Here is a 13,383-nt window from a genome sequence, read left to right on the forward strand (position 1 = left end):
CGTTCCTTCCCGCGACGCCCGCCATATGACGCCGCGTACGAACAGCAGGGGGGGTGCGCGCGGGCGGGGAGCGGTGGCGACCGCTGTCCCCGCCCGCGACGCGGGTGGGCCTTACTTCGAGTAGAGCTCGACGATCAGCTGCTCCTGGACCGGGGTGTCGATGACCTGCCGAGCCGGGAGCGAGTGCACCAGCACGCGCATCTTGGAGGGGATGACCTCCAGCCACGCCGGCACCGGGCGCTCGCCGATCTCGGCGTGCGCCACGACGAACGGCGTGAGCTCGCGCGAGGACGACCGCACCTCCACGATGTCGTTGGCCGCCACGCGGTAGGACGGGATGTCCACCTTCTGGCCGTTGACGGTGAAGTGGCCGTGCCGCACCAGCTGGCGCGCCATGTCACGCGACTTCGCGAAGCCCGCGCGGTAGACGACGTTGTCCAGCCGGCTCTCGAGGATGCGCAGGAGGTTCTCGCCGGTCTTGCCCTGCTTGCGCTGGGCCTCCTCGTAGTAGCCCCGGAACTGCTTCTCCAGGACGCCGTAGATGCGCGCGGCCTTCTGCTTCTCGCGCATCTGCAGCAGGTACTCGCTGTCCTTGGTCCGGCCGCGGCCGTGCTGGCCCGGCGGGTAGGGACGGTTCTCGATCGGGCACTTCGGCGACTCGCACTTCGCGCCCTTGAGGAACAGCTTCATCTTCTCGCGGCGGCAGCGCTTGCAGTCCGCCCCGGTGTAACGCGCCATGTCTTCGGATCTCTCTCTCGTGGTCTCAGACGCGACGCCGCTTGGGCGGGCGGCAGCCGTTGAACGGGACAGGGGTGACGTCCTGGATCGAGCCGACCTCGAGGCCGGTCGCCTGCAGCGACCGGATGGCCGTCTCGCGGCCCGAGCCCGGGCCCTTCACGAAGACGTCGACCTTGCGCATGCCGTGCTCCATGGCGCGGCGTGCCGCGGCCTCGGCGGCGAGCTGGGCGGCGAAGGGCGTCGACTTGCGACTGCCCTTGAACCCGACCTGGCCCGCGCTGGCCCACGAGATCACCGCACCCGTCGGGTCGGTGATGGAGACGATCGTGTTGTTGAACGTGCTCTTGATGTGCGCGTGGCCGTGGGCCACGTTCTTCTTCTCCTTGCGGCGCACCTTCTTGGCGCCGGCTGCCTGGCGGCTCTTGGGGGGCATCGGTGCTTCGTTCTCCTGGAGGTCGTCGGTCCGCGGTCCGGGTGCGGCCCGCCGGGTGGCGGACGCCGGGTGACGGACGAGAGCGGACTACTACTTCTTGCCGGCCTTCTTCTTGCCGGCGACGGTCTTGCGGGGGCCCTTGCGGGTGCGGGCGTTGGTGTGCGTGCGCTGACCGCGGACGGGCAGGCCGCGACGGTGGCGCAGACCCTGGTAGCAGCCGATCTCCACCTTGCGGCGGATGTCGGCGGCGACCTCGCGCCGCAGGTCACCCTCGACCTTGTAGTTGCCCTCGATCCAGTCGCGGAGCTTGACCAGCTCGTCGTCGCCGAGGTCGCGCACGCGCAGGTCGGGGCTGATCCCCGTCTGCACGAGCGTCTCCTGGGCGCGGGAGCGGCCGATGCCGTAGATGTACGTGAGCGCAACCTCGAGCCGCTTCTCGCGGGGGAGGTCGACGCCGACGAGACGTGCCATCGGGCTGATTCGTCCTTACCTGTCGTCGGAGGTTGTCAGCGGCACCGGTCCCACCCGCCCTGATGCTGGTGGGTCCCCGGCCTCCTGGTCCGGGGGTGGCGTCCCGTCGCCTGCACGTGCCGTACGACGGGGGTCGGGTACCGCTCGGGGTGACGGCGTGGTGCCGTCGACCGCCTCAGGCGGCGCCGGGCTCAGCCCTGGCGCTGCTTGTGGCGGGGGTTCTCGCAGATGACCATCACGCGACCGTGCCGGCGGATCACCTTGCACTTGTCGCACATCTGCTTGACGCTCGGCTTGACCTTCATGACTGTCTCCGCGGGGGGACGTGCGCGCGGGCGAGCCCCAGGCTCGTCCACCCGCCGGTGGTGGTGTGTTCGGTGTGCGCGTGTTCGGTGGGCGGCGTGCTCGTACGGGTCCGGCTCGTCACTTGTAGCGGTAGACGATCCGGCCCCGGGTCAGGTCGTAGGGCGACAGCTCCACGACCACCCGGTCGTCGGGCAGGATCCGGATGTAGTGCATCCGCATCTTCCCGCTGATGTGGGCGAGCACCTTGTGCCCGTTGTCGAGCTCCACCCGAAACATCGCGTTGGGCAGGGACTCCACGATGGTGCCCTCCAGCTCGATGGCACCGTCCTTCTTTCCCATGTCCTCCGCTTTCGTCGAGGTGGCACCGACGCCGACCGCCCACACACGTGTGCGCCCCCGGAACGGATCCGGGAGCGGGCAGGTGCGACGGGAGGCCGGTACCGGCCCGGAAAGTGTAGCCCCGGGGCCACCCGCACCGGAAATCGACCCTCACAAACCGGACATACCACCCCCGCCCGCCCCGCCCGACCCACCCTCGGGCACACGATCCGCAAAGCGGATCGTGTGCCCGAGTTCGGGCGCGACACGCCGGGCAAGTTCGCCACACGATCCGCAAAGCGGATCGTGTGCCACCAGGAGCGGAAGGGAGGGGGCGGGCGGGGGTCAGAGGTGGACGTCGTCGAGGGCGGTGAGGACCCAGGGGCCGTCGGCGGTCACGGCGACCGTGTGTTCCCAGTGAGCGGCGACGCCGCCGTCCACGGCCACCACGGTCCAGTCGTCGTCGAGCACCCGTACGTGCCGGCGCCCGAGCACCACCATCGGCTCCACCGCCAGGGCCATGCCGGGCTCGAGCCGCGGGCCCTCCCCCGGATCGCCGTAGTTGGGCACGCTGGGCTCCATGTGCATGGCGCTGCCGATGCCGTGCCCGACGTACTCCTCGACGATCCCGTAGTCGCCCTCGGCCCGGACCGACGTCTCCACCGCGTGACCGATGTCGGACAGCCGGCCCCCCGGGCGGGCAGCCGCGAGCCCCGCCCACAGCGCCCGCTCGGTGACCGCGGACAGCTCGCGCAGGTCCGCCGCGACCTGCCCGACCTCGACGGTGACCGCGGCGTCGCCGTGCCAGCCGTCGACGATGGCCCCGAAGTCCACCGAGATCAAGTCACCCTCGCGCAGGACCCGCGGCCCGGGGATGCCGTGCACCACCTCGTCGTTGACCGAGGTGCACAGGACCGCCGGGAACCCGTGGTAGCCCAGGAACGACGAGCGCGCCCCCTCGGCGGCCAGCGACGCGCGCGCCACCTCGTCGAGGTCGGCCGTGGTCACGCCCGGGGCCACCGCGTCGCGGACCAGGGCCAGCGTGCGCGCCACCACCAGGCCCGCGGCCCGCATCGTCTCCAGCTGCGCCGCGGACTTGATCTCGATCCGCTCGCGCCGGCGGAACACCCTGGGCCCCTCAGGAGTCGAGGGCGGCCAGGACGCGGTCGGTGACCTCGTCCGGCGTCCCCATGCCGTCGACCTGCACCAGCAGTCCGCGACCGCGGTAGAGCTCGGTCAGCGGAGCGGTCTGCTCGGCGTAGACCTCCATCCGACGGCGGATGACGTCCTCGGTGTCGTCGGCCCGGCCCTGCTCCTGGGCCCGCTTGAGCAGCCGGTGCACGATCTCGTCGGTGTCGACGGTCAGCTCCACGACCCGGTCGATGCGGTGACCGTCGGCCTCCACCATGACGTCGAGCTCGTGCACCTGCGCCACCGTGCGGGGGTAGCCGTCGAGCAGGAACCCCGGGCGCGCGTCGTCCTGGACGATCCGGTCGCGCACCATCGCGTTGGTCACGGTGTCGGGGACGTACTCCCCCGCCGACATGTAGCGCTGGGCCTCGAGCCCCAGCGGCGTCCCCTGGGCCAGGTTGGCCCGGAACAGGTCACCGGTCGAGATGTGCGGCACCCCGATCCGGGCGGCCACGACGACCGCCTGCGTTCCCTTGCCGGCCCCCGGGGGGCCCATGAGGACGACACGCATGTCAGCGGAGGAACCCCTCGTAGTTGCGCTGCTGGAGCTGGGACTCGATCTGCTTCACCGTATCGAGGCCGACACCCACCATGATCAGCAGGCTGGTGCCGCCGAACACGAAGTTGGTCGAGACGCCGATCAGGTTGAACGCGAAGACGGGCAGGATCGCGATCACGCCCAGGTAGACCGAGCCCGGTGCCGTCAGCCGCGACAGCACGTAGTCCAGGTACTCCGCCGTGGGGCGGCCGGCCCGGATGCCCGGGATGAAGCCGCCGTACTTCTTCATGTTGTCCGCGACCTCGGTCGGGTTGAACGTGATCGAGACGTAGAAGTACGTGAAGAAGATGATCAGCGCGAAGAACGTGAGCAGGTAGACCGTCGAGGTCCCGGTCGAGAAGTTCTGCGCGACCCACTGGGCCCAGCCGGCCTGGCTGCCGGTGAGCTGGACGATCAGGGTCGGGATGAACAGCAGCGACGAGGCGAAGATGACCGGGATGACACCGGCCATGTTGACCTTCAGCGGGATGTAGGTGGAGGTGCCGCCGTACATCCGGCGACCCACCATCCGCTTGGCGTACTGCACCGGGATGCGGCGCTGGGCCTGCTCCATGAACACCACGAACGTGATGACCACCAGACCGACGGCGAGCGTGAGCGAGAACGGGAACACGCCGCGGCTGGTCCAGATCGACACGAACTGGCCGGGGATGGTCGCGATGATCGAGGTGAAGATCAGCAGCGACATGCCGTTGCCGACGCCGCGGTCGGTGATGAGCTCGCCCAGCCACATGATGACCGCCGTGCCGGCCGTCATCACGATGACCATGGTGAGGATCAGGAACACCGACTGGTTGGGGATGATCTGCTCGTCGCAGCCCACGAACAGCTGGCCCGGGCTGCGCGCCAGCGCCAGGATCGCGGTCGACTGCAGGATCGCCAGCCCGATGGTCAGGTAGCGGGTGTACTGCGTGATCTTGGCCTGGCCGGCCTGCCCCTCCTTCTTGAGGGACTCCAGGCGTGGGATCACCACGGTCAGCAGCTGGATGATGATGCTGGCCGTGATGTACGGCATGATCCCGAGCGCGAACACCGACAGCTGCAGCAGCGCGCCGCCGCTGAACAGGTTGATCAGCCCGTAGATCGAGTTGTCCTGCACCACGTCGATGCATCGCTGGATCGCGCTGTAGTCCACACCCGGCGTCGGGACCACCGAGCCGAGCCGGAAGATCGCGATCATCCCCAGCGTGAACAGCAGCTTCTTCCGTAGGTCGGGCGTGCGGAACGCCGACACGAATGCGCTGATGTGCACGAATCCTCCTGCGCGACGCCAGGGGCGTCGGTTCTCGCCACGGGGACCGCACCGACGAGGGGCGTCGGCACGGACCCGGTGAGCCTAACAGCCGGGTACGTACCCCCCGGCCGACGGGACGGTCCGGTCACGGGCGAGGGGCGCCCGACCGCCGTACGACGGTGGACGCCCCTGCGGGTCCCGCGACTCAGACCTCGGTCGTGGAGCCGCCGGCGGCGGCGATCTTGCTCTTGGCCGACTCGGAGAACGCCTGCGCGCTCACCTGCAGGGCCACGGACAGGTCGCCCTGGCCGAGCACCTTGACCGGCTGGCCCTTGCGGACCGCGCCCTTGGCCACCAGGTCGTCGACACCGACCTCGCCGCCCTCGGGGAACAGCTTCCCCAGGGTGGCGACGTTGACCACCTGGAACTCGACCTTGTTGGGGGGCGTGAAGCCACGGAGCTTGGGCAGCCGCATGTGCAGCGGCATCTGCCCGCCCTCGAAGCGGTCGGGGACCTGGTAGCGGGCCTTGGTGCCCTTGGTGCCGCGGCCGGCGGTCTTGCCCTTGGACGCCTCACCGCGACCCTTGCGGGTCTTCTCGGTCTTGGCGCCGGGGGCCGGGCGCAGGTGGTGGACCTTCAGAGCCATGTCAGTCGACCTCCTCGACGACGACGAGGTGCGACACCGTGTTCACCATGCCGCGGATCTCGGGGCGGTCCTCCTTGACGACCATGTCCCCGATGCGCTTGAGACCCAGCGAGCGCAGCGTGTCGCGCTGCGACTTCGTCCCGCCGATCTCCGAGCGGGTCTGGGTGACCTTGAGGCGGGTCATCACGAGCCCACCCCCGCGCGCGCCCGCAGCAGGGCCGCCGGGGCGACCTCCTCCAGCGGCAGGCCACGGCGCGCCGCGACCTCCTCCGGACGCTCGAGCATCTTCAGCGCCGCCACGGTGGCGTGCACGATGTTGATCGCGTTGTCCGAGCCCAGGGACTTGGACAGCACGTCGTGGACACCGGCGCACTCCAGCACGGCGCGCACCGGACCACCGGCGATGACGCCGGTACCGGGTGCCGCGGGACGCAGCAGGACGACGCCGGCCGCCTCCTCACCGGTCACCGGGTGCGGGATGGTGCCCTGGATCCGCGGGACCTTGAAGAAGTGCTTCTTGGCCTCCTCGACGCCCTTGGCGATCGCCGCGGGCACCTCCTTGGCCTTTCCGTAGCCGACACCGACGGTGCCCTCGCCGTCACCCACCACGACCAGCGCGGTGAAGCTGAAGCGACGGCCGCCCTTGACGACCTTGGCGACGCGGTTGATGGCGACGACGCGCTCGATGTACGCGGTCTTCTCCTCGCGGGGACCGCGGTCTCGACGGTCGCGCCGCTCGTTGCCGCCGGCGCCGCCTCCGCGGCGCTGGGCTGCAGCCATGGGGATTTCCTCTTCTCTCGTACGTCGTCAGAACGCGAGGCCACCCTCGCGGGCACCGTCCGCGAGGGCCGCGACGCGGCCGTGGTACTTGTTGCCGCCCCGGTCGAACACGACCGAGTCGACACCGGCAGCCTTGGCCCGCTCGGCGACGAGCTCGCCGACCTTGCGCGCCTTGGCGGTCTTGTCCCCGTCCAGGGAGCGCACGTCGGCCTCCATGGAGGACGCGGACGCGAGGGTGCGGCCCGCGGTGTCGTCCACGACCTGCACCAGCATGTGGCGGGCCGAGCGGGACACCACCAGGCGCGGGCGCGCCGAGGTGCCGGACACCTTCTTGCGCACGCGCGTGTGGCGGCGCTTGCGGGCGACGCGGGACCGGTCGCCCGATCCGAGCTTGACTGCGACGCTCACTTCTTGCCCGCCTTCCCGGCCTTGCGGCGGATGACCTCGCCCTCGTAGCGCACGCCCTTGCCCTTGTAGGGGTCCGGCTTGCGCAGCTTGCGAAGGTTGGCGGCCACCTCACCGACCTGCTGCTTGTCGATGCCCTGCACGCGGAACTTCGTCGGGGACTCCACCGCGAAGGTGATGCCGTCCGGCGCGTCCACCACCACCGGGTGGCTGAAGCCGAGCGAGAACTCCAGCGCGGGGCCCTTGGCCGCGACCCGGTAGCCGGTGCCGACGATCTCCAGGGTCTTCTCGTAGCCCTGGGTCACCCCGACGACCATGTTGGCGAGCAGCGTGCGGGTGAGGCCGTGCCGCGAGCGGGAGTCCCGCTCGTCGTCCGGCCGGGTGACGGACACGGTGCCGTCGTCGTTCTTGGCCACCGAGATCGGCTCCACCACGGTGTGGGTCAGGGTGCCCTTCGGGCCCTTGACCGTGACCGTGCGGCCGTCGATGGTGACGTCGACCCCCGACGGGACGGGGATCGGCAGTCGTCCGATGCGCGACATGCTGTTGTCCTCCTCCCCGTCACCAGACGTAGGCGAGGACTTCCCCACCCACGCCCTTCTTGGTCGCCTGCTTGTCGGTGAGCAGCCCCGACGACGTCGAGATGATCGCGATGCCGAGGCCGCCGAGGACCTTGGGCATCGACGTGCTCTTGGCGTAGACCCGCAGACCGGGCTTGGACACGCGGCGCACGCCGGCGATGGACCGCTCGCGCGTGGGCCCGTACTTCAGGTCCAGCGTGAGGGTCTTGCCCACCTCGGCGTCGGCCACGTGCCACCCCGCGATGTAGCCCTCCTGCTTGAGGATCTCGGCGATGTTCGCCTTGATCTTCGAGTAGGGCATCGTCGTGGTGTCGTGGTACGCCGAGTTGGCGTTGCGCAGACGCGTGAGCATGTCTGCGATCGGGTCGGTCATGGTCATGGGCCTGATGGCCTTCCTCGCCGTGGTATCCCCGGCCCGTGCCGGAGACCTGCGGCGTCGTGGTTTACCAGCTGCTCTTGGTGACGCCCGGGAGCTCGCCGCGGTGCGCCATCTCGCGCAGGCAGATGCGGCACAGCCCGAACTTGCGGTAGACCGAGTGCGGGCGGCCGCACCGGTTGCACCGGGTGTAGGAACGCACGGCGAACTTGGGCTTGCTGTTCGCCTTGTTGACTAGGGCCTTCTTCGCCACGGTCAGGACTCCTTGAACGGGAACCCGAGCTGGCGAAGCAGCGCGCGGCCCTCATCGTCGGTCTTGGCGGTCGTCACCAGCGTGATGTCCATGCCCCGGACGCGGTCGATCTTGTCCTGATCGATCTCGTGGAACATCGACTGCTCGTTCAGTCCGAAGGTGTAGTTGCCGTTGCCGTCGAACTGCTTCGGCGACAGGCCGCGGAAGTCGCGGATGCGCGGCAGGGCGACCGACAGCAGCCGGTCGAGGAACTCCCACATCCGGTCGCCGCGCAGCGTGACGTGCGCGCCGATCGGCATGCCCTCGCGCAGCTTGAACTGGGCGATGGACTTGCGGGCCTTGGTGATCGACGGCTTCTGGCCGGTGATGTCGGCCAGGTCGCGCACGGCGCCCTCGATCAGCTTCGAGTCGCGCGCGGCGTCGCCGACGCCCATGTTGACCACGACCTTGGTCAGGCCGGGGACCTGCATGACGTTGGAGTACGAGAACTCCTCGCGCAGGGCCGGGACGATCTCGTCGCGGTAGCGCTGCTTCAGCCGCGGCACGGCGCGGGCCTCGGTGGCGGTGCTCATCAGATGTCCTTACCCGTGCGCCGGCTGATGCGCACGCTGCGCGTCGCCTCGTACGTGGTCCCGTCCGGGCGGCGCTTCTCGACCTTCTCCTTGCGGAAGCCGATCCGCGTGGGGCGACCGTCCTCCGGGTCGACGACCATCACGTTGGACACGTGGATGGGCGCCTCCTGGGTGACGATGCCGCCGGTCTTGCCGCCGCGCGTCGTCTGCCCGACCTTGGTGTGCTTCTTGATCCGGTTGACGCCCTCGACGATCACGCGGTCGGTCTCGGGGAGCACGGCGATGACCTTGCCCTTGATCCCCTTGTCCTTGCCGCTGATGACCTGGACGAGGTCGCCCTTCTTCACGCTCAGACCGGACATCTCAGAGCACCTCCGGGGCCAGCGAGATGATCTTCATGAACCGCTTCTCGCGCAGCTCGCGGCCCACGGGGCCGAAGATGCGCGTGCCGCGAGGCTCGCCGTCGCCCTTGAGGATGACGGCGGCGTTCTCGTCGAAGCGGATGTAGGAGCCGTCCGGACGACGCCGCTCCTTGCGGGTGCGCACGACGACGGCCTTGACGACGTCACCCTTCTTCACGCCACCACCGGGGATGGCGTCCTTCACGGTGGCCACGATGACGTCGCCGATGCCCGCGTAGCGCCGGCCGGAGCCGCCGAGAACACGGATGCACAACAGCTCCTTGGCACCGGTGTTGTCGGCGACGCGAAGCCGCGACTCCTGCTGGATCACTTCATGTCTCCTGATCGTCGTGCCGGTTCTCGGGCACGGGGCCCGAGCCTGGCCGAACCTGACTTACTTGGCCTTCTCGAGGATCTCGACGACGCGCCAGCGCTTGGTCGCCGACAGCGGCCGCGTCTCCATCAGCAGCACGCGGTCGCCGATGCCGCAGTCGTTGCGCTCGTCGTGCGCCTTCAGCTTGCTGGTCCGGCGGACCACCTTGCCGTACAGCGGGTGCTTGAACCGGTCCTCGACGGCGACCACGACGGTCTTGTCCATCTTGTCGCTGACCACCAGGCCCTCACGGGTCTTGCGGTAGCCGCGCTTCGTCTCGCTCATGCCCGCCTTCTCGTCGTTCTGGTCGCTCATGCCGCACCCACCGGGGTGATGCCGAGCTCACGCTCACGCATGATCGTGTAGATCCGCGCGATGTCCTTGCGGACCGCACGCAGCCGGCCGTGGCTCTCCAGCTGACCGGTCGCGGCCTGGAACCGGAGGTTGAACAGCTCCTCCTTGGCCTCGCGCAGCTTCGAGACGAGCTCGTCGTCCTCGAGGTTGCGCAGCTCCTCGGGCTTGGTCCCGGCTGCCATCAGTCCTCACCTGCCTCGTCGCGCCGGACGATGCGGCACTTCATCGGGAGCTTGTGCGCGGCCCGCTTGAGGGCCTCCTGCGCGATCTGCTCGTTGGGGTAGCTCAGCTCGAACATGACGCGGCCGGGCTTGACGTTGGCCACCCACCACTCGGGCGAGCCCTTGCCGGAGCCCATCCGGGTCTCCGCCGGCTTCTTGGTCAGCGGACGGTCCGGGTAGATGTTGATCCACACCTTGCCGCCACGCCGGATGTGCCGGGTGATGGCGATACGAGCGGACTCGATCTGGCGGTTGGTCACGTAGGCCGGCTCCAGCGCCTGCAGCCCGAACGAGCCGTAGGTCACCTTGGTGCCGCCCTTGGCCACACCGCTGCGGCCCGGGTGGTGCTGCTTGCGGTGCTTGACCCTGCGCGGGATCAGCATGGGTCAGGCCTCCGTTCCGGGGGTCTCGACGGTCGCCTCGGTGGCCACCGGGGCCTCCATCGGCTCGGCGGCACTGGTCGCCTCGGCGGCCGGGGCGTCGCCGCGGCGCTGCGGACGGCGGCCGCCGCGCTCGGGACGCTGGCGCTGGCCGAGGCGGGCGGCCGCGGCCGCGGCCTCGCGCTCGGCGCGCGAGCCCAGGGCGTCGCCCTTGTAGATCCACACCTTCACGCCGATGCGGCCGAAGGTGGTGCGGGCCTCGTAGAAGCCGTAGTCGATGTCCGCGCGCAGCGTGTGCAGCGGGACCCGGCCCTCGCGGTAGAACTCGGTCCGGCTCATCTCCGCGCCGCCGAGGCGGCCGGAGACCTGCACCCGGATGCCCTTGGCGCCGGCCTTCATGGCCGTCTGCATCGCCTTGCGCATGGCGCGTCGGAACGACACCCGGCTCGACAGCTGCTCGGCGACGCCCTGCGCCACCAGCTGCGCGTCGATCTCGGGGTTCTTGACCTCGAGGATGTTCAGCTGCACCTGCTTGCCGGTCAGCTTCTCCAGGTCGCCACGGATCCGGTCGGCCTCGGCGCCGCGGCGGCCGATGACGATGCCCGGCCGGGCGGTGTGGATGTCGACGCGCACGCGGTCACGCGTGCGCTCGATCTCCACCTTGGAGATGCCGGCCCGCTCCATGCCACGCGACATCAGCTTGCGGATCTTGACGTCTTCCTCGACGTAGTCGCGGTACCGCTGACCGGTCTTCGAGCTGTCGGCGAACCACCGGGACGTGAAGTCCGTGGTGATGCCCAGACGGAAACCGTGCGGGTTGACCTTCTGCCCCACGTGCGGGTCACCCCTTCTTCCGGGTAGAGGCGCTCGTGGCGCTGCTGACGGTGTCGTCCTCGCGCGGTGCCACGACGACGGTGATGTGGCTGGTGCGCTTGCGGATGCGGTACGCACGGCCCTGGGCGCGCGGCCTGAACCGCTTCAGGGTCGGGCCCTCGTCCACGTAGGCCGCGCTCACGACGAGCGTCGCCGGGTCGAGGTTGTGGTTGTTGGCCGCGTTGGCGATGGCGCTGTCCAGCACCTTGCCCACGGGCACGCTCGCCGCCTGCGGCGCGAACGTCAGCACCGCCTGGGCGTCGGCCGCCGGCAGACCCCGGATGAGGTCCACGACGCGGCGCGCCTTCATGGGCGTGACGCGGACGTACCGCGCCTGAGCCCTGGCTTCCATCGCTGTCCCCTTGCTCGTCGTCGTGCGTGTTGTGCGTGTGATCGTTCGGTGTGTCCGTGCGGTCCACCCGGCCGGGCCGGGCGGGTGCCGTCAGCGGCGCTTGGCCTTGCGGTCGTCCTTCACGTGGCCGCGGAAGGTCCGGGTCGGCGCGAACTCGCCGAGCTTGTGACCCACCATCTGCTCGGTGACGAAGACCGGCACGTGCTTGCGCCCGTCGTGCACCGCGATGGTGTGACCCAGCATCGCGGGCACGATCATCGAGCGCCGGGACCAGGTCTTGATGACGTTGCGGGTGCCGTTGTCGTTCTGGGCGTCCACCTTCTTCATCAGGTGGTCGTCCACGAAGGGACCCTTCTTCAGGCTACGCGGCATCTCGATCCTCAGCGCTTCTTGCCGGTCTTGCGGCGGCGGACGATGAACTTGTCGCTCGGCTTGTGCGACGTACGGGTGCGGCCCTCGGGCTTGCCCTTCGGGTTGACCGGGTGCCGGCCGCCGGAGGTCTTGCCCTCGCCACCGCCGTGCGGGTGGTCGATCGGGTTCATGGCCACACCGCGGACGGTCGGGCGCTTGCCCTTCCATCGCATCCGGCCGGCCTTGCCCCAGTTGATGTTCGACTGCTCGGCGTTGCCCACCTCGCCGATCGTGGCGCGGGCGCGCACGTCGACGTTGCGGATCTCACCGGAGGGCATGCGCAGCTGGGCGTACGGCCCCTCCTTCGCCACCAGCTGGACGCTGGCGCCGGCGGAGCGGGCGATCTTGGCCCCGCCGCCCGGGCGCAGCTCCACCGCGTGCACCACGGTGCCCACGGGGATGTTGCGCAGCGGCAGGTTGTTGCCCGGCTTGATGTCGGAGCCCGGCCCGGTCTCGACCCGGTCGCCCTGCTTGAGCTTCTCCGGCGCGAGGATGTAGCGCTTCTCGCCGTCGGCGAAGTGCAGCAGCGCGATCCGCGCGGTGCGGTTGGGGTCGTACTCGATGTGCGCGACCTTGGCCGGCACGCCGTCCTTGTCGGCCCGGCGGAAGTCGATGACCCGGTAGGCGCGCTTGTGCCCGCCACCCTGGTGCCGCGTCGTGATCCGGCCGGCGTTGTTGCGCCCGCCCTTCTTCGGCAGCGGCCGCACCAGCGACTTCTCCGGCTCCGACCGGGTGATCTCGACGAAGTCGGCGACGCTGGAGCCGCGGCGGCCCGGCGTCGTCGGCTTGTACTTGCGGATGCCCATGTCGTTCTTCCGTCTCGTGGTGTCGAACGTCGTTCGGTGTGTGGTGGGGTGCCGGTCAGGTGACCGGGCCGCCGAAGATGTCGATCCGGTCGCCCGCGCGCAGCGACACGATCGCCCGCTTGCTGGCCGCCCGGCGGCCGTAGCCGAAGCGGGTGCGGACCCGCTTGCCCTCGCGGTTCTGGGTGTTCACCCCGGTGACCTTCACGCCGAACACCTGCTCCACGGCGATCTTGATCTGGGTCTTGTTGGCGTCCGGCGCGACGAGGAACGTGTACTTGTTCTCATCGAGCAGCCCGTAGCTCTTCTCGGAGATGACGGGCGCGATGAGGATGTCGCGGGGGTCGTCGAT

26 protein-coding genes are annotated in these 13,383 nt (G+C 69.8%); all 26 read right to left on the reverse strand.

What is annotated here, in order from left to right; all coding sequences use genetic code 11:
* Window positions 1–111: 111 nt before the first annotated feature.
* On the reverse strand, window positions 112–738 hold the full coding sequence (gene rpsD / locus R2737_13730) for a 30S ribosomal protein S4 (GenBank protein MEZ5117321.1): 627 nt from the start codon (window positions 736–738) through the stop codon (window positions 112–114).
* A gap of 25 nt (window positions 739–763) precedes the next feature.
* On the reverse strand, window positions 764–1,171 hold the full coding sequence (gene rpsK, locus R2737_13735) for a 30S ribosomal protein S11 (GenBank protein ID MEZ5117322.1): 408 nt from the start codon (window positions 1,169–1,171) through the stop codon (window positions 764–766).
* Window positions 1,172–1,261: 90 nt separating this feature from the next.
* Entirely contained in the window at window positions 1,262–1,642 is a 381-nt protein-coding gene (gene rpsM, locus R2737_13740; protein MEZ5117323.1) for a 30S ribosomal protein S13, read from the reverse strand.
* 191 nt (window positions 1,643–1,833) lie between these two features.
* A complete protein-coding gene (gene rpmJ, locus R2737_13745; protein MEZ5117324.1) occupies window positions 1,834–1,947 on the reverse strand; it encodes a 50S ribosomal protein L36 in 114 nt (37 codons plus the stop codon).
* Window positions 1,948–2,065: 118 nt separating this feature from the next.
* On the reverse strand, window positions 2,066–2,287 hold the full coding sequence (gene infA, locus R2737_13750) for a translation initiation factor IF-1 (GenBank protein MEZ5117325.1): 222 nt from the start codon (window positions 2,285–2,287) through the stop codon (window positions 2,066–2,068).
* A gap of 324 nt (window positions 2,288–2,611) precedes the next feature.
* The gene (map, locus tag R2737_13755) at window positions 2,612–3,394 is read right to left on the reverse strand and encodes a type I methionyl aminopeptidase (GenBank protein ID MEZ5117326.1); all 783 of its coding nucleotides are present in this window, start codon (window positions 3,392–3,394) and stop codon (window positions 2,612–2,614) included.
* A 10-nt stretch (window positions 3,395–3,404) separates the two neighbouring features.
* Window positions 3,405–3,968 (reverse strand): adenylate kinase, encoded by a 564-nt coding sequence (locus R2737_13760; protein ID MEZ5117327.1) that lies wholly within the window; start codon window positions 3,966–3,968, stop codon window positions 3,405–3,407.
* A 1-nt stretch (window position 3,969) separates the two neighbouring features.
* Window positions 3,970–5,268 carry a preprotein translocase subunit SecY gene (gene secY, locus R2737_13765; protein ID MEZ5117328.1) on the reverse strand — a complete coding sequence of 433 codons (1,299 nt, stop codon included), beginning with the start codon at window positions 5,266–5,268 and terminating at the stop codon, window positions 3,970–3,972.
* Window positions 5,269–5,455: 187 nt separating this feature from the next.
* Window positions 5,456–5,896 carry a 50S ribosomal protein L15 gene (gene rplO / locus R2737_13770; GenBank protein ID MEZ5117329.1) on the reverse strand — a complete coding sequence of 147 codons (441 nt, stop codon included), beginning with the start codon at window positions 5,894–5,896 and terminating at the stop codon, window positions 5,456–5,458.
* 1 nt (window position 5,897) lies between these two features.
* Window positions 5,898–6,080 carry a 50S ribosomal protein L30 gene (gene rpmD / locus R2737_13775; protein MEZ5117330.1) on the reverse strand — a complete coding sequence of 61 codons (183 nt, stop codon included), beginning with the start codon at window positions 6,078–6,080 and terminating at the stop codon, window positions 5,898–5,900.
* On the reverse strand, window positions 6,080–6,676 hold the full coding sequence (gene rpsE / locus R2737_13780; GenBank protein MEZ5117331.1) for a 30S ribosomal protein S5: 597 nt from the start codon (window positions 6,674–6,676) through the stop codon (window positions 6,080–6,082). Before rpsE ends, rpmD begins: the two co-directional genes overlap by 1 nt.
* Window positions 6,677–6,703: 27 nt before the next feature.
* Window positions 6,704–7,084, reverse strand: coding sequence for a 50S ribosomal protein L18 (gene rplR, locus R2737_13785; protein MEZ5117332.1), 381 nt, complete (start codon window positions 7,082–7,084; stop codon window positions 6,704–6,706).
* On the reverse strand, window positions 7,081–7,623 hold the full coding sequence (gene rplF / locus R2737_13790; GenBank protein ID MEZ5117333.1) for a 50S ribosomal protein L6: 543 nt from the start codon (window positions 7,621–7,623) through the stop codon (window positions 7,081–7,083). Before rplF ends, rplR begins: the two co-directional genes overlap by 4 nt.
* Window positions 7,624–7,642: 19 nt before the next feature.
* Window positions 7,643–8,041, reverse strand: a complete 399-nt coding sequence (gene rpsH / locus R2737_13795; GenBank protein ID MEZ5117334.1) for a 30S ribosomal protein S8 — start codon at window positions 8,039–8,041, stop codon at window positions 7,643–7,645.
* A 64-nt stretch (window positions 8,042–8,105) separates the two neighbouring features.
* Complete coding sequence (locus R2737_13800) at window positions 8,106–8,291, reverse strand: type Z 30S ribosomal protein S14 (protein ID MEZ5117335.1); 186 nt, start codon at window positions 8,289–8,291, stop codon at window positions 8,106–8,108.
* 2 nt (window positions 8,292–8,293) lie between these two features.
* Window positions 8,294–8,863: a 50S ribosomal protein L5 gene (gene rplE, locus R2737_13805; protein MEZ5117336.1), complete on the reverse strand. Its 570-nt coding sequence runs from the start codon at window positions 8,861–8,863 to the stop codon at window positions 8,294–8,296.
* Window positions 8,863–9,216 carry a 50S ribosomal protein L24 gene (rplX, locus tag R2737_13810; protein MEZ5117337.1) on the reverse strand — a complete coding sequence of 118 codons (354 nt, stop codon included), beginning with the start codon at window positions 9,214–9,216 and terminating at the stop codon, window positions 8,863–8,865. Before rplX ends, rplE begins: the two co-directional genes overlap by 1 nt.
* A gap of 10 nt (window positions 9,217–9,226) precedes the next feature.
* Complete coding sequence (gene rplN, locus R2737_13815) at window positions 9,227–9,595, reverse strand: 50S ribosomal protein L14 (protein ID MEZ5117338.1); 369 nt, start codon at window positions 9,593–9,595, stop codon at window positions 9,227–9,229.
* Window positions 9,596–9,658: 63 nt separating this feature from the next.
* Window positions 9,659–9,952: a 30S ribosomal protein S17 gene (gene rpsQ / locus R2737_13820; protein ID MEZ5117339.1), complete on the reverse strand. Its 294-nt coding sequence runs from the start codon at window positions 9,950–9,952 to the stop codon at window positions 9,659–9,661.
* Window positions 9,949–10,173 carry a 50S ribosomal protein L29 gene (gene rpmC / locus R2737_13825; GenBank protein ID MEZ5117340.1) on the reverse strand — a complete coding sequence of 75 codons (225 nt, stop codon included), beginning with the start codon at window positions 10,171–10,173 and terminating at the stop codon, window positions 9,949–9,951. Before rpmC ends, rpsQ begins: the two co-directional genes overlap by 4 nt.
* Window positions 10,173–10,595, reverse strand: coding sequence for a 50S ribosomal protein L16 (rplP, locus tag R2737_13830; GenBank protein MEZ5117341.1), 423 nt, complete (start codon window positions 10,593–10,595; stop codon window positions 10,173–10,175). The genes rpmC and rplP overlap by 1 nt, the downstream gene beginning before the upstream one ends.
* Before the next feature lie 3 nt (window positions 10,596–10,598).
* Window positions 10,599–11,426 (reverse strand): 30S ribosomal protein S3, encoded by an 828-nt coding sequence (gene rpsC / locus R2737_13835; protein ID MEZ5117342.1) that lies wholly within the window; start codon window positions 11,424–11,426, stop codon window positions 10,599–10,601.
* A 7-nt stretch (window positions 11,427–11,433) separates the two neighbouring features.
* Window positions 11,434–11,817 carry a 50S ribosomal protein L22 gene (gene rplV, locus R2737_13840; GenBank protein MEZ5117343.1) on the reverse strand — a complete coding sequence of 128 codons (384 nt, stop codon included), beginning with the start codon at window positions 11,815–11,817 and terminating at the stop codon, window positions 11,434–11,436.
* A 90-nt stretch (window positions 11,818–11,907) separates the two neighbouring features.
* Entirely contained in the window at window positions 11,908–12,189 is a 282-nt protein-coding gene (gene rpsS, locus R2737_13845; GenBank protein MEZ5117344.1) for a 30S ribosomal protein S19, read from the reverse strand.
* Between the two features lie 8 nt (window positions 12,190–12,197).
* Window positions 12,198–13,034: a 50S ribosomal protein L2 gene (rplB, locus tag R2737_13850; GenBank protein ID MEZ5117345.1), complete on the reverse strand. Its 837-nt coding sequence runs from the start codon at window positions 13,032–13,034 to the stop codon at window positions 12,198–12,200.
* 55 nt (window positions 13,035–13,089) lie between these two features.
* The gene (gene rplW, locus R2737_13855) at window positions 13,090–13,383 is read right to left on the reverse strand and encodes a 50S ribosomal protein L23 (protein MEZ5117346.1); all 294 of its coding nucleotides are present in this window, start codon (window positions 13,381–13,383) and stop codon (window positions 13,090–13,092) included.

Source organism: Candidatus Nanopelagicales bacterium (assembly GCA_041393815.1).
Classification (GTDB): domain Bacteria; phylum Actinomycetota; class Actinomycetes; order S36-B12; family JAWKJK01; genus JAWKJK01.